Source organism: Pseudomonas sp. AM8 (assembly GCF_036346475.1).
Lineage (GTDB): Bacteria > Pseudomonadota > Gammaproteobacteria > Pseudomonadales > Pseudomonadaceae > Aquipseudomonas > Aquipseudomonas marginalis.
This window is the reverse complement of the sequence record NZ_JAOTNX010000011.1, coordinates 138683-153412: the sequence shown is the minus strand read 5'-3', so window position 1 is coordinate 153412 and position 14730 is coordinate 138683. Positions and strand designations below refer to the sequence as shown.

Genomic DNA, 14730 nt, shown 5'->3' with positions numbered 1-14730 from the left:
ATGAAACCGACCCGTCTGTTATTAGCCTGGCTCAGCGTACTGCTGGGCTTGAGTATCCTGCTGGGCGCTGCGGCCGCCTTGCAGTTCAAGGTACCCGAGACCTTGCACTCAATAACATGGGGCTTGCTCCTGGCGCTGTTGCTGCTGGCCATGCTCGACGCACTGCGACTGCGCCGCCGACCCTCACCACGCGTGCACCGGCAGATGCCCGGCAGCCTGGCGCTGGGGCGCTGGGGCGAAGTCCGCCTGTCCCTGGAACATGACTACCCACAGGCGCTGACAGTGCAGGTGTTCGATCACGTCCCCGACGGGCTGGGCGTGGAAAACCTGCCCCAGTCCATCGAACTGCACCCTGGTGAACGCAGTGAGCTGGGTTATCGTCTGCGCCCCTTGCGGCGTGGGCATTTCGCGTTCAGTCGCTGCGAAATCCACCTGCCCAGTCCCTTGGGGCTCTGGTCTGCACGGCGCTTTATCGAAACCGAGGATGCCACCCGCGTCTATCCGGACTTCGCCCGCCTGTACGGGGCACAACTGCTGGGTGTGGATAACTGGCTGAGCCAACTGGGGGTACGTCAACGGCAACGACGAGGATTGGGACTGGAGTTTCATCAACTGCGCGAGTTTCGTGAGGGCGACAGCCTGCGGCAAATCGATTGGAAAGCGACCGCGCGGCAACGTACCCCCATCGCCCGCGAGTATCAGGACGAGCGCGACCAGCAGATCGTGTTCATGCTCGATTGCGGCCGACGTATGCGCAGCCAGGATGACGAGCTGTCCCATTTCGACCACGCCCTCAATGCCTGCCTGCTGCTCAGTTATGTGGCCCTGCGCCAGGGCGATGCGGTGGGGTTGTGCACCTTTGCCACTGACCAGCCACGCTACCTGGCACCGGTCAAGGGCAACAGCCAATTGAACCTGTTGCTCAATACGGTCTATGACCTGGACACCAGCCGCCGAACCGCCGACTACCAGGCAGCGGCCAGCCAACTGCTGGCCCGGCAAAAACGGCGGGCATTGGTCATTATTGTCAGCAATCTGCGGGATGAGGACGACGAAGCCCTACTCTCCGCCGTCAAGCGCATCAGTCGTCAACATCGGGTACTGGTGGCGAGCATGCGTGAGGAAGTACTCGATCGACTGCGCCAATCCCCCGTACAAACCTTGCCCGAAGCCCTGGCCTACAGCGGCACTGTCGACTACCTCAATACTCGGGATGAATTGCATGACCGCATGAACGCCCACGGCCTGTCGGCGTTGGATACGTTGCCATCAGAAATGGGCGCGGCCCTGGTGACACGCTACCTGGGTTGGAAGAAAGCCGGAGTATTCTAAAAAAGCGCACGACTGCGGCAGGGATGGCAGCACCCCGGCCGCGTCGACAACGCGCTGCTTCTAGGCCGAAGCCTGCAAGGGATCAAAACTGAAGTACTGCAACAGCACGTTGATCAGTTGCCCATATTCCTCGGGAGCCTCAAGCACGCTGAACCCGGAATCATAGTGCTGCGGGTTGATATCTTCATGGCTCCACAGGCAGGTCGCCGTGATGTCAATGGCATGGAACGTGTCGTCAGCCCCGGGTATCTTCAAGCGCAACTCGAAGTCCACATCGACCATCATGGGTAACTGGCTGATCAACATCAGCCCGTCTTCAGAGACGTTACCCAGAAAACCTATGGGTTTGTCGGTGACACGGTTAAACACTTGCAGGAAATACGGTAGTTGATGCCGCTCGATCCGTCGGTCGGTAAACATGGTGAGATCGCCATCCAGTGGCCATGACTCTGGCCGTGCCAGTGATTCGGAACGAGCGCAATTGCTCGCTCTCCCTGGATCTCGGTGTGACAACGCACAACATTTTGTCACTCGACAGCTGCCGAATCCGGGCCCTGCATCCGTTCGACTAGAAACTTGTACAAACGAACATTGAAAGAATAGCCCAAGACTGGCAACGGGCCAGTTATTAAATAGCAAACGCCATTACAAAGAAGCGGGACGCGGCTGTGCCACGCTCGCACCGGGGTAATGACCCAGTTGTTGCAAAGTGTCCAGCCTCGCACGGGCACGGTAGGCGTACTCGCTCGACGGGTACTGGTTAATGATGAATTGATAGGTTTGCACGGCGTCGACGAACAGTTTCTGGCGTTCCAGGCATTGCCCGCGCAACATCGAAACTTCCGGCTGTACATAACGCCGTGTACGGCTCTCGCGGTCGACCTGGGATAGTTCCAAGGTGACGCGCTCGCAATCACCGACCTTGTATGCACGGTAGGCATTGTTCAAATGGTGGTCCATCGACCAACGGGTGCAGCCGACAACACTGACGGCCAGGGCAGCAATGAGCAAAATTCGCATGAAGGTTCTCCTGTCTTGTGCAGTGTATCGACCCCTCGTCAAAAATCTTCAAGGATGTTCATCTATTCAACCGGCGCGAAAACAAGCGAATCGTCGATAAGTAGTGCAAACGAACAATGACTACAACCAAAGAGCATAGTAGCCTTCCTCAGCGCTTGAACTCAGGAGTCTGTGCATGTCCGTCCGTCGTACCAAAATCGTCGCCACCCTTGGCCCGGCCAGCAACTCGCCGGAAGTCCTCGAACAGCTGATTCTGGCTGGTTTGGACGTTGCCCGTCTGAACTTCTCCCACGGCACCCCGGACGAGCACAAGGCTCGCGCCAAGCTGGTGCGTGACCTGGCCGCCAAGCATGGCCGCTTCGTCGCACTGCTGGGTGACCTTCAAGGCCCGAAAATCCGTATCGCCAAATTCGCCAACAAGCGTATCGAGCTGAAGATCGGTGACAAGTTCACCTTCTCCACCAGCCACCCGCTGACCGAAGGCACCCAGGACGTCGTGGGTATCGACTACCCGGACCTGGTCAAGGATTGCGGCGTCGGTGACGAGCTGCTGCTGGACGACGGTCGCGTGGTGATGCGCGTCGACACCGCGACCCCGACTGAATTGAATTGCACTGTGATCATCGGCGGCCCGCTGTCCGATCACAAAGGCATCAACCGTCGTGGCGGTGGCTTGACTGCCCCAGCCCTGACTGAAAAAGACAAGGCCGACATCAAGCTCGCCGCTGAAATGGAAGTGGACTACCTCGCCGTGTCCTTCCCACGCGATGCTGCCGACATGGAATACGCCCGTAAACTGCGCGACGAAGCCGGCGGTACCGCCTGGCTGGTGGCGAAGATCGAACGCGCCGAAGCCGTGGCCGATGACGAAACCCTCGACGGCCTGATCAAGGCGTCCGACGCGGTGATGGTTGCCCGTGGCGACCTGGGTGTGGAAATCGGTGACGCCGAGCTGATCGGCATCCAGAAAAAGATCATCCTGCACGCGCGCCGCCACAACAAAGCGGTGATCGTCGCGACCCAGATGATGGAGTCGATGATCCAGAACCCGATGCCGACCCGCGCCGAAGTGTCCGACGTGGCCAACGCCGTGCTCGACTACACCGACGCCGTGATGCTCTCGGCTGAAAGCGCCGCCGGCCCGTACCCACTGGAAGCCGTGCAGGCCATGGCGCGTATCTGCGTCGGTGCCGAAAAGCACCCGACCAGCAAGACCTCCAGCCACCGCATCGGCAAAGTGTTCGAAAGCTGCGACCAGAGCATTGCCCTGGCCGCCATGTACACCGCCAACCACTTCCCGGGCGTGAAAGCGATCATTGCCCTGACCGAAAGTGGCTATACGCCGTTGATCATGTCGCGTATCCGTTCTTCGGTACCGATCTACGCGTTCTCCCCGCACCGCGAAACCCAGGCCCGTGCGGCCATGTTCCGTGGCGTATACACCGTGCCGTTCGACCCGGCGTCGTTGCCGCCCCATGAAGTCAGCCAGGCGGCCATCGACGAGTTGATCAAGCGCGGCGTAGTGGAGAAAGGCGACTGGGTCATCCTGACCAAAGGCGACAGCTACCACACCATCGGCGGCACCAACGGCATGAAGATCCTGCACGTTGGCGACCCAATGGTCTGAGTGACAGGCTGAAAAACAAAAGCCCTGCCATGTGAATGGCGGGGCTTTTTGCTTTCCGTGTGGCAGGGAGCATGTCGAATCGTCGCACCCACATGGGGTTAGCGCCTGTCCATAAACCCCGACAACGCCGCAATCGCTTCCGGCGACTTCAAGCGCTGCACAAACAACGCCCCCTCTTCCTCGATCACTTGCCGCAACTGCTCACGGTCCACGCTCTTCATCAACTGCTTGCAGACCTGCACCGCTCCCGGCGCCAGGGTTTCAAAGCGCTCGGCCATTTCCCGCGCCTTGGCCAATGCCGCTTCGCCACTGCCCAACGCTTCGGTGGCAATCCCCCACGCGGCCGCTTGTTCGCCGCTGAAGCCCTCACCCAGCAACAGCAGTTCAGCCGCCTTCGCGTGCCCCAGTAAACGCGGGAGGATCAGGCTCGACCCAAACTCCGGACACAGCCCCAAATTGACGAACGGCATGCGCAACCGGGCATCGCGGCTGATGTACACCAGGTCGCAATGCAGCAGCAGGGTCGTGCCGATCCCCACCGCCGCACCCGCTACGGCTGCGATCACCGGCTTGCGGCAGTTGAGCAGGCTTTTCATAAAGTGAAACGGTGGGCTGTCGAGGTCACCGGGCGGTTGCTCGAGAAAATCGCCTATATCGTTGCCGGCAGTAAAACACTCGCTGCTGCCCTGGATCAGCACGGCATTGACCTGCGGGTCCGCATCGGCCTGCTCCAACGCCTCGGCCAATTGGCTGTACATGGCTCGGGTCAGGGCGTTTTTCTTGTCCGGGCGATTGAGCTGCAGAGTCAGCAGCCCGCGCTCGCGTTGCAGCAGGATGGCGTCGGTCATGGCGAGTCTCACGGCAGTGGAATTCAGCACTCAACCACGGGGCAGGAACACATCGGCCAGCAGTTGATTGCGCGGCAGTCCCGCCAGGAACAGGCGCTTGGAGAAGGCCTCGACGCTGACAGGATGCCCGCAGAGTAAGGCCAGGGTTTGCCGGGAAACAAGCCGCAGTTGCGCCAATGCCTGGGCCGACTCGGCCGCAGTCCACAGCTCCAACGTCAGGTTCGGATGATGCGCAGCCAGTTCGGCCAGGGGTCCGGCCAGGTAATGACCGTCGGCATCATGGGCCAGGTGAATCATACGGATGGCGCCCTGGTGATCCTGGCGCAACGCCTCGCGCAGCACACCCCACAGCGGCCCCAGGCCGGTACCGGAAGCCAGCAGCCACAGCGGCCGGGATTGCCAGTCGGGATCGTATTGCAGCGCGCCGCCACGCAATTCTCCCAGGCGCAGGCGATCACCCACCGACAAGGCTCGCACGGCATCGCTGAATGCGCCGGGCTGGCGGCAATCGATATGAAACTCCAGGAATGCATCCTCCTGAGGCAGGCTGGCCAGGGAATAAGGCCGTGCCACCTGCCCGGCCCACAACACCAGGTGCTGCCCGGCGCGATACCGCAGTCCACGCTCCGGTTGCAGCCGCAGGCGCAGCACCGAGGCATTCAACCAATCGGCCCCCACCACCTGGGCCGGCAGGCCGTCCCGCAGCGGGTCGAACGCCTCGACCTGCAGATCGCCGATCACCTGGCACTGGCACGCCAGGCGCCAGCCCTCCTGGCGTTGTGCCGGGCTCAAGGCAGCGGGCTGACGGTCCTCGACCTCGCCCTGGCACCGCACCAGGCACGCATGGCAACTGCCGGCACGGCAACTGTAGGGCACGGCCACACCCGCCTGGTTCAAGGCATCCAGCAGGTTGCTGCCGGTGGCTACCGACCAATGGCGTTCGCCGACGTACAGTTCAGGCATGGAAGGACTCAATCACAAGGGGTGCGCACAGGGAATCATGCCTGCGACAGTTTGACCATAGTCGGGTGTATCGGCCACCGTGCCGGGTTATACTGCCGCGCCTTTTTAGCGTCGCGCCTGCACCACTTGGCGTGCCTTGGAAAGGTGGACTCAGCCGACCGATGCACCCCACTGAGCCCACCTTTATTGAATGTTCCCTTATAGAGGAGCGCGACTCATGACCGTGATCAAGCAAGACGACCTGATTCAGAGCGTTGCCGACGCCCTGCAATTCATTTCCTACTACCACCCCGTTGATTTCATCCAGGCGATGCACGAGGCCTACCTGCGCGAAGAATCGCCGGCAGCCCGTGACTCCATCGCGCAGATCCTGATCAACTCGCGCATGTGCGCCACCGGCCATCGCCCGATCTGCCAGGACACCGGTATCGTCACCGTGTTCGTGCGCGTGGGCATGGACGTACGTTGGGATGGCGCCACCATGGGCCTGGACGACATGATCAACGAAGGCGTGCGTCGCGCCTACAACCTGCCGGAAAACGTCCTGCGCGCATCGATCCTGGCCGACCCGGCCGGCGCACGCAAGAACACCAAGGACAACACCCCGGCCGTGATCCACTACTCCATCGTCCCGGGTAACACCGTGGAAGTGGATGTGGCGGCCAAGGGCGGCGGTTCCGAGAACAAGTCGAAAATGGCCATGCTCAACCCGTCCGACTCGATCGTCGACTGGGTGCTCAAGACCGTTCCGACCATGGGCGCCGGCTGGTGCCCACCGGGCATGCTCGGCATCGGCATCGGCGGCACCGCCGAAAAAGCCGCGGTGATGGCCAAGGAAGTGTTGATGGAATCCATCGACATCCACGAGCTGAAAAAGCGCGGCCCGCAGAACCGTATCGAAGAGATGCGCCTGGAGCTGTTCGAGAAGGTCAACCAACTGGGCATCGGCGCCCAGGGCCTGGGTGGCCTGACCACCGTGCTCGACGTGAAGATCATGGACTACCCGACCCACGCCGCTTCGCTGCCGGTGTGCATGATCCCCAACTGCGCCGCCACCCGTCACGCGCACTTCGTGCTCGATGGTTCGGGCCCGGCGTCGCTGGAAGCGCCACCGCTGGACGCCTACCCGGAAATCGTCTGGGAAGCCGGTCCATCGGCCCGTCGCGTCAACCTCGACACCCTGACCCCGGAAGAAGTGCAGAGCTGGAAGCCGGGCGAAACCGTGCTGCTCAACGGCAAGATGCTCACCGGTCGCGACGCCGCGCACAAGCGCATGGTCGAGATGCTGAACAAGGGCGAAAACCTGCCGGTGGACCTCAAGGGTCGCTTTATCTACTACGTCGGCCCGGTTGATCCGGTGCGCGAAGAAGTGGTTGGCCCGGCTGGCCCGACCACCGCGACGCGGATGGACAAGTTCACCCGTCAGATCCTCGAGCAAACCGGCCTGCTGGGCATGATCGGCAAATCCGAGCGTGGCCCTACCGCGATCGAAGCGATCAAGGACCACAAGGCCGTGTACCTGATGGCCGTGGGCGGCGCTGCTTACCTGGTGGCCCAAGCCATCAAGAAGTCGCGTGTGGTTGCCTTCGCCGAACTGGGTATGGAAGCGATCTACGAGTTCGACGTGAAAGACATGCCGGTCACCGTTGCGGTGGACAGCAAGGGCGAATCCGTCCACATCACCGGTCCTGCCATCTGGCAGAAAAAGATCAGTGAAAGCCTGGCGGTAGAAGTGCAGTAAGCACTTTCCCGCAAGGATAAAGGCGACTGCGGCCCATGGCCCGGTCGCTTTTTTATTGCCTGCTGATTCACCTATGGCAAGCGGGTTTATTGTGGTGAGCGGGCTTGCCCCGCGTTGGGCTGCGAAGCGGCCCCATAAAGATCACCGCATTCCTTCAGGTCAAACCGCATTACCTGGTTTTGGGGCCGCTACGCAGCCCAACGCGGGGCAAGCCCGCTCACCACAGCAAGCCCGCTCACCACAATAAGCTTGCGCAGGCTCACCCGATAACCCATTCGAGATTGCACCTCCACGCCCCACGTGATCTGAGGACTACTCCTAACCTGTGGCGAGCGGGCTTGCCCCGCGTTGGGCTGCGAAGCAGACCCAAAACCAGGCGCTGCGGTTTACCTGACAGAACACAGGCATCCTGATTGGGGCTGCTTCGCAGCCCAGCGCGGGGCAAGCCCGCTCACCACAACAAGCCCGCTCACCACAATAAGCTTGCGCAGGCTCACCCGATAACCCATTCGAGATTGCACCTCCACGCCCCACGTGATCTGAGGACTACTCCTAACCTGTGGCGAGCGGGCTTGCCCCGCGTTGGGCTGCGAAGCAGACCCAAAACCAGGCGCTGTGGTTTACCTGACAGAACACAGGCATCCTGATTGGGGCTGCTTCGCAGCCCAGCGCGGGGCAAGCCCGCTCACCACAGCAAGCCCGCTCACCACAAGAAGCCCACTCTCCCCTTCAGCCACGACAGCCCCTCACCACAAGACCCAAGCCGCTCATGCTATGGTGCACTCCCCTTACCGTGCCTGCCCATCACCGTATGATCGTGATCCCTCGTCCCCTGCGCCTGACCTGCTATTCCCTGCTGATCATCGCCGGTGCGTTGCTGGCCGCTGCCTTGGCCACACGCCATGCCGAACGCCAGGCGTTGGTGGACGATGCGGCACGCGCCAACCAGCAACTGGCGCTGTACGCCAATTCCCTGCACACCCTGATCGAACGCTACCGCGCCCTGCCCGCCGTACTGGCGCTGGACTCGGAGATGATCAACGCGCTCAAAGGCCCGTTGGACGCCGGCACCCAGGACCTGCTCAACCGCAAGCTCGAACGCATCAATGGGGCAGCGCAGTCCTCCACCCTGGAGTTGATGGACCGCACCGGCCTGGCCGTGGCCGCCAGCAACTGGAACTTGCCGAGCAGTTACGTCGGGCACAACTACGGGTTTCGGCCGTATTTCAGCCAGACCAAGAGCCAGGGCACCGGGCGCTTTTACGCGGTCGGCGTAACCACCGGGATCCCGGGGTATTTCCTCTCCAGCGCCGTGCTGGATGAACACGAGCAGTTCCTTGGCGCCATGGTGGTGAAACTGGAATTCCCTGAACTGGAGCGCGAATGGGCCCAAGGCGATGACCTGTTGCTGGTCAGCGACGCACGCGGCATCGTGTTTATCGCCAACCAACCGGGCTGGCGTTATCGCAACCTGCACCCGTTATCGGCCAGCGATCTGGTCGAACTCAAGGCCACCCGCCAATACGACAAGAAACAACTGCAGCCGCTGGACACCCAGACGTTGCAACGCTTCGACGAAAACAGCCACCTGGTGCGCGTCAACGGCCCCGAAGGCAACGCCAATTACATCTGGGAGTCACTGCCGCTGAAAGCCGAGGGCTGGACCCTGCACCTGTTGCGCAAACCCCAGTTCGCCTTTGAAGACCAGCGCAACGCCGGCCTTGCCGCCGCCGGCTCCTGGCTGGCGCTGGTGTTCCTGGTGCTGTTCCTCAGCCAACGCTGGCGCCTGGCCCGTTTGCGCCAGCGCAGCCGCGAAGAACTCGAACAGCTTGTGGAAGAGCGCACCCAGGCCCTGCGCACTGCCCAGGATGGCCTGGTGCAATCGGCGAAATTAGCGGCGCTGGGACAGATGTCCGCCGCCCTCGCCCATGAGATCAACCAGCCCCTGACCGCCCAACGCATGCAGTTGGCGACCCTGCGGTTGCTGCTGGACCACGGTCGGGTGGACGACGCCTACAAGGCCCTGACCCCGCTGGACGATATGCTCACACGCATGGCCGCCCTCACAGGCCATCTCAAGACCTTTGCGCGCAAAAGCCCCAGCGGCCTGCGCGAACGCCTCGACCTGGCCACCGTGGTCGACCAGTCCCTGCACCTGCTCGACGCGCGCCTGCGTGATGAAGCCATCGGCACCGTGCTCGACCTGACCCGCCCCGCCTGGGTACGCGGCGATGCGATCCGCCTCGAACAGGTGCTGATCAACCTGCTGCGCAACGCCCTCGACGCCATGGCCGACAACCCCCGCAAGCGCCTGGAAATCCGCCTGCACGCCGATCAGCAACTGTGGCAACTCACGGTCAGCGACAGCGGCGGCGGGATTGCCGAAGAGCACCTCAACAGCGTGTTCGACCCGTTCTTCACCACCAAGCCGGTGGGCGACGGGCTCGGCTTGGGCCTGGCGGTTTCCTACGCTATCGTGCACGAATTGGGCGGACGCCTGAGCGCCAGTAACCGTGGCGACGGCGCGGTATTTACCCTGACCTTGCCTATCGCGCTGGAGACACCCGACTTATGTTGAACGCGGTGATTGTGGTCGATGACGAAGCCAGCATTCGTACGGCCGTCGAGCAATGGCTGAGCTTGTCGGGGTTCGAGGTGCAGTTGTTCAGCCGCGCCGAAGCCTGCCTGGCGCAACTGCCCAAGGACTTTCCCGGGGTGATCCTGAGCGACGTGCGCATGCCCGGGCTCAGCGGCCTGGAGCTGCTGGCCGAAGTGCAACGCCGTGACGCCAACCTGCCCGTCATCCTGCTGACCGGGCATGGCGATGTACCGATGGCCGTCGAAGCCATGCGCGACGGCGCCTACGACTTCCTGGAAAAACCCTTCAGCCCCGATGCCTTGCTCAACAGCCTGCGCCGCGCGTTGGACAAGCGCGGGCTGATCCTGGAAAACCGCCGCCTGCACCAACAGGCCGATCATCGGGCACAGTTGGAGTCGAGCCTGCTCGGCGTGTCCCGGGGCTTGCAGAACCTGCGCCGGCAGGTACTCGACCTGGCGACCTTGCCGGTCAACGTGCTGATCCGTGGCGAGACCGGCAGCGGCAAGGAGCTGGTCGCCCGCTGCCTGCATGACTTCGGCCCACGCGCGAAAAAACCGTTTGTGGCGCTCAATTGCGCGGCGATTCCCGAGCAACTGTTCGAGGCCGAACTGTTCGGCCACGAAAGCGGCGCCTTCACCGGTGCCCAGGGCAAGCGCATCGGCAAACTGGAGTACGCCCATGGCGGTACGCTGTTCCTCGATGAAATCGAAAGCATGCCCCTGGCCCAGCAAGTGAAGCTGTTACGGGTATTGCAGGATCAGAAGCTGGAACGCCTGGGCTCCAATCAAAGCATTCATGTGGATTTACGCATCATTGCCGCCACCAAGCCGGACCTGCTGGAAGAAGCCCGCGCCGGGCGCTTTCGCGAAGACCTGGCCTATCGGCTGAACGTTGCACAACTGCGCCTGCCGCCTCTGCGCGAGCGCCGCGAAGACATCCCGCTGCTGTTCGATCACTTTGCCCAATGCGCCGCCGAGCGCCTGGGCCGCAGCGTGGAACCGCTGAGCGGTGCGCAACTGGGGCGCCTGCTCAGCCATGACTGGCCGGGCAATGTGCGCGAGCTGGCCAACGTCGCCGAACGCCAGGTGCTGGGCCTTGGCGAGCCGGAACCGGAAGGGATCGAAGCCGGGCAATCGCTGGCCGCGCAGCAGGAGGCGTTCGAGGCCCATTGTCTGAAGGCCGCATTGACCCGGCATAAAGGCGACATCAAGGCGGTGCTGGCGGAGTTGCAGCTGCCACGGCGCACCTTCAACGAAAAAATGCAGCGCCATGGGTTGGCCAGGGACATGTTCCTGAAAGATGAATGAGCGGATTTCCGCTCATCACCCTCAAAAACATCAGCGACTTTCCGCTCAAAATAAACCCCATCCCCTTCTAGACCGGGCCTTCATCTACCTGGCACAGCTCCTGCTATAGCCCCAGCCAGGCTGCGCTCGCGCCGCTCCATAAAAACAACTAGATGAAGGATCCTTCAATGGATAACTCCAACACCTTGCCCCTGGGGTCGGCGGCCGCGCCGGCCAAGGAACGTACCACCACCAGCCGGATCAAATCGATCTTCAGCGGATCGGTCGGCAACATGGTCGAGTGGTACGACTGGTACGTCTACGCCGCGTTCTCGCTGTACTTCGCCAAAGCCTTTTTCCCGAAAGGCGACACCACCGCCCAATTGCTCAACACCGCCGCGATCTTCGCCGTGGGCTTCCTGATGCGCCCCATCGGTGGCTGGCTGATGGGCCTGTACGCCGACCGTGCGGGTCGCAAAGCAGCACTGATGGCGTCGGTCCTGCTGATGTGCTTCGGCTCGTTGATCATCGCCCTGAGCCCCGGTTACGAAACCATCGGCGTCGGCGCACCGATCCTGCTGGTGTTCGCCCGCCTGCTGCAAGGCTTGTCGGTCGGTGGCGAATACGGCACCTCGGCCACCTACCTGAGTGAAATGGCCACCAAGGAACGTCGCGGTTTCTTCTCCAGCTTCCAGTACGTGACCCTGATCTCCGGCCAGCTTATCGCCCTGGCAGTACTGATCGTGCTGCAACAAGTGCTCACCACCGAGCAACTGTACGACTGGGGCTGGCGTATCCCGTTCGCCATCGGCGCCCTGTGCGCAGTGGTCGCGCTGTACCTGCGTCGCGGCATGGAAGAAACCGAGTCGTTCACCAAGAAGGAAAAAGCCAAGGAAAGCGCCATGCGCACCTTGATGCGCCACCCCAAGGAACTGATGACCGTGGTCGGCCTGACCATGGGCGGCACCCTGGCTTTCTACACCTACACCACCTATATGCAGAAGTACCTGGTGAACACCGTCGGCATGAGCATTTCCGACTCCACCACGATCTCGGCGGCAACGCTGTTCCTGTTCATGTGCCTGCAACCGATCGTCGGTGGGCTGTCGGACAAAGTCGGGCGTCGGCCGATCCTGATCGCCTTCGGCATCCTCGGTACCCTGTTCACCGTACCGATCCTCACCACCCTGCATACTATCCAGACCTGGTGGGGCGCGTTCTTCCTGATCATGGCCGCGCTGATCATCGTCAGCGGCTACACCTCGATCAACGCCGTGGTCAAGGCTGAACTGTTCCCAACCGAAATCCGCGCCCTGGGCGTAGGCCTGCCCTATGCACTGACCGTGTCGATCTTCGGCGGTACCGCTGAATACATCGCGCTGTGGTTCAAGAGCATCGGGATGGAAACCGGTTACTACTGGTATGTGACTGCGTGTATTGCGGTGTCGCTGGTGGTCTATGTGACCATGAAGGACACACGCAAGCATTCGCGGATTACCACGGACTGACGGTTGGATGCAGTAACAAATGTGGGAGCGGGCTTGCCCGCTCCCACCTGTTGAATCAGGACACCTCTGCTACCGGGCTCCGGCCATGCCGCCGCTGTGCATACGACGCCCCGGCAATCATCACCACCAGCACCGCCGCCAATACCGCCGATGATCCAATGGTGCCGAAATCCAACCCGCCCTTTTCATGGGGCTTGGTCAGGAAGTCGCCCAGGGTTGCACCAAACGGCCGGGTCAGTACAAACGCCACCCAGAACAACAGCACCGACGAGATTTGGGTGAAGTACTTGAGCGCCAGCACCGCGGCGATGGTCGAACCAATCAACAAGGCGCCACCGGCAAAGCCGAGCCCCGAATCGTCCGCCAGGAAGTCGCCCAACGCAGTGCCCAGGGTGTTGGAGAACAGGATCGCCATCCAGTAGAACAGCTCGCCTCGGAAAGTCTGCACCTTGTTCACGTTCAGCGAGTCACCACTGAGGTGCCACATCGCAAAGATGATCATCAGGATCACGATCAGGATCATCGACCCGGTGGCGTAGCCCAGGCCCAGGGTACGGTCCATGAAGTCCGACATGGTGGTGCCGGCGGTGCTGGTGGACAGGATCACGATCCAGTACAGCACCGGGTTGTAGGTTTTCGACCAGAGTTGTGTCACCAGAGTGACCAGGAACACGCTGATGAGGATCATCGAGCTGATGGCGTAACCGACGTTCAGGGTCATCGACAACAAGTCCCCGGCGGTTTCGCCCAGGGTGGTTGCGCAGATTTTCATGACCCAGAACGCCAGGGTGATCTGAGGAAGTTTATTCATGCGGTAGAAGGCTCCGAGGCTCAGTCTTATAGGGGGTATCGACCTTGGGCGCAGACTGAACGGGCCGCTGTGAAAAATAGGTGGCCGCTGAATGAAAATTCCATAGGGCCGATGGAAATTCGTCGCCATGGATTGCACTATGGCTGCCTCCCAGAACCCCGCAGCAGGAACCCGGCCATGTCTGACGCTATCCACTTCTACGAACCGGCCAACGGCCATGGCCTGCCACATGACCCATTCAATGCCATTGTCGGGCCACGGCCGATTGGCTGGATTTCATCTCACGACAGCAACGGCCGCCTGAACCTGGCGCCCTACAGTTTCTTCAATGCGTTCAACTACATTCCGCCGATCATTGGGTTTTCCAGCGTCGGGCGCAAAGACAGCCTGAACAACATCGAACAGACCGGCGAGTTTGTGTGGAACCTGGCCACCCGCCCGCTGGCCGAGCAGATGAACCAGAGCTGCGCGGCCGTCTCGCCGGATGTGAATGAGTTCGAGTTGTCCGGCCTGACACCGGTGGCGTCGAAAATCGTCGGCGTGCCGCGAGTGGGCGAGAGCCCGGTTTCGTTCGAGTGCAAGGTGACGCAGATCATCCAGCTGCAACGCGCCGACCAGCAGTTGGTGCCAAGCTGGCTGGTGCTGGGCGAGGTGGTCGCGGTGCACATTGCCAAGTGGCTGCTCAAGGATGGGGTGTACGACACTGCCGCCGCGGAGCCGATCTTGCGTGGCGGTGGCCCGGCGGATTACTTCCAGTTGGGCCCGGAAGCGCTGTTCAAGATGTATCGCCCAGGCGCCAGCAAACCCTGACTGAAATACACCAAAAAAGTGGGAGGGGGCTTACCCCGATGGCCATGGGTATCGACACAACTTTGGCTCAACGCTGAACGCCCGGCAGATAGGGCACTGTGGTGAGCGGGCTTGTCCCGCGTTGGGCTGCGTAGCAGCCCCAGTAAAGAAGAATGCGGTGTATCAGACACTCTGTAGAGGCTGGT

The 14730-nt window shown here is 61.7% G+C and carries 12 protein-coding genes; 7 read left to right on the top strand and 5 right to left on the bottom strand.

Annotated features, from left to right (window positions below; genetic code table 11):
* Complete coding sequence (locus tag V3W40_RS24400) at window positions 1-1332, top strand: DUF58 domain-containing protein (RefSeq protein WP_330215780.1); 1332 nt, start codon at window positions 1-3, stop codon at window positions 1330-1332.
* Window positions 1333-1392: 60 nt separating this feature from the next.
* Here V3W40_RS24400 and V3W40_RS24395 read toward each other — a convergent pair whose 3' ends face one another.
* Both V3W40_RS24395 and V3W40_RS24390 read right to left on the bottom strand, forming a co-directional pair.
* Window positions 1393-1752 carry a PilZ domain-containing protein gene (locus V3W40_RS24395; RefSeq protein WP_092488954.1) on the bottom strand — a complete coding sequence of 120 codons (360 nt, stop codon included), beginning with the start codon at window positions 1750-1752 and terminating at the stop codon, window positions 1393-1395.
* Between the two features lie 225 nt (window positions 1753-1977).
* A complete protein-coding gene (locus V3W40_RS24390) occupies window positions 1978-2352 on the bottom strand; it encodes a hypothetical protein (RefSeq protein ID WP_025854787.1) in 375 nt (124 codons plus the stop codon).
* Between the two features lie 175 nt (window positions 2353-2527).
* Between V3W40_RS24390 and pyk the strand changes: the two genes are divergently transcribed.
* On the top strand, window positions 2528-3979 hold the full coding sequence (gene pyk, locus V3W40_RS24385) for a pyruvate kinase (RefSeq protein WP_027605512.1): 1452 nt from the start codon (window positions 2528-2530) through the stop codon (window positions 3977-3979).
* 98 nt (window positions 3980-4077) lie between these two features.
* On the opposite strand, the gene V3W40_RS24380 is transcribed toward pyk, so the two are convergent.
* Window positions 4078-4827 (bottom strand): enoyl-CoA hydratase-related protein, encoded by a 750-nt coding sequence (locus tag V3W40_RS24380; RefSeq protein ID WP_065925874.1) that lies wholly within the window; start codon window positions 4825-4827, stop codon window positions 4078-4080.
* Between the two features lie 30 nt (window positions 4828-4857).
* Window positions 4858-5790: an iron-sulfur-binding ferredoxin reductase gene (locus V3W40_RS24375; RefSeq protein WP_330215779.1), complete on the bottom strand. Its 933-nt coding sequence runs from the start codon at window positions 5788-5790 to the stop codon at window positions 4858-4860.
* A gap of 217 nt (window positions 5791-6007) precedes the next feature.
* Here V3W40_RS24375 and V3W40_RS24370 point away from each other — a divergent pair, with 217 nt between their 5' ends.
* From V3W40_RS24370 to V3W40_RS24355, 4 genes are all read left to right on the top strand, one after another.
* Entirely contained in the window at window positions 6008-7531 is a 1524-nt protein-coding gene (locus V3W40_RS24370) for a fumarate hydratase (RefSeq protein ID WP_065925872.1), read from the top strand.
* Between the two features lie 811 nt (window positions 7532-8342).
* Window positions 8343-10109, top strand: a complete 1767-nt coding sequence (locus V3W40_RS24365; RefSeq protein ID WP_330215778.1) for an ATP-binding protein — start codon at window positions 8343-8345, stop codon at window positions 10107-10109.
* Window positions 10103-11437 carry a sigma-54-dependent transcriptional regulator gene (locus V3W40_RS24360; RefSeq protein WP_330215777.1) on the top strand — a complete coding sequence of 445 codons (1335 nt, stop codon included), beginning with the start codon at window positions 10103-10105 and terminating at the stop codon, window positions 11435-11437. Before V3W40_RS24365 ends, V3W40_RS24360 begins: the two co-directional genes overlap by 7 nt.
* Window positions 11438-11604: 167 nt before the next feature.
* On the top strand, window positions 11605-12924 hold the full coding sequence (locus V3W40_RS24355) for an MFS transporter (RefSeq protein WP_065925869.1): 1320 nt from the start codon (window positions 11605-11607) through the stop codon (window positions 12922-12924).
* Window positions 12925-12979: 55 nt separating this feature from the next.
* Here the strand turns inward: V3W40_RS24355 and V3W40_RS24350 are convergent, their stop codons facing one another.
* A complete protein-coding gene (locus tag V3W40_RS24350) occupies window positions 12980-13735 on the bottom strand; it encodes a COG4705 family protein (RefSeq protein WP_065925868.1) in 756 nt (251 codons plus the stop codon).
* 177 nt (window positions 13736-13912) lie between these two features.
* Between V3W40_RS24350 and V3W40_RS24345 the strand changes: the two genes are divergently transcribed.
* Complete coding sequence (locus V3W40_RS24345) at window positions 13913-14545, top strand: flavin reductase family protein (RefSeq protein WP_330215776.1); 633 nt, start codon at window positions 13913-13915, stop codon at window positions 14543-14545.
* The last annotated feature ends 185 nt before the right edge of the window (window positions 14546-14730 follow it).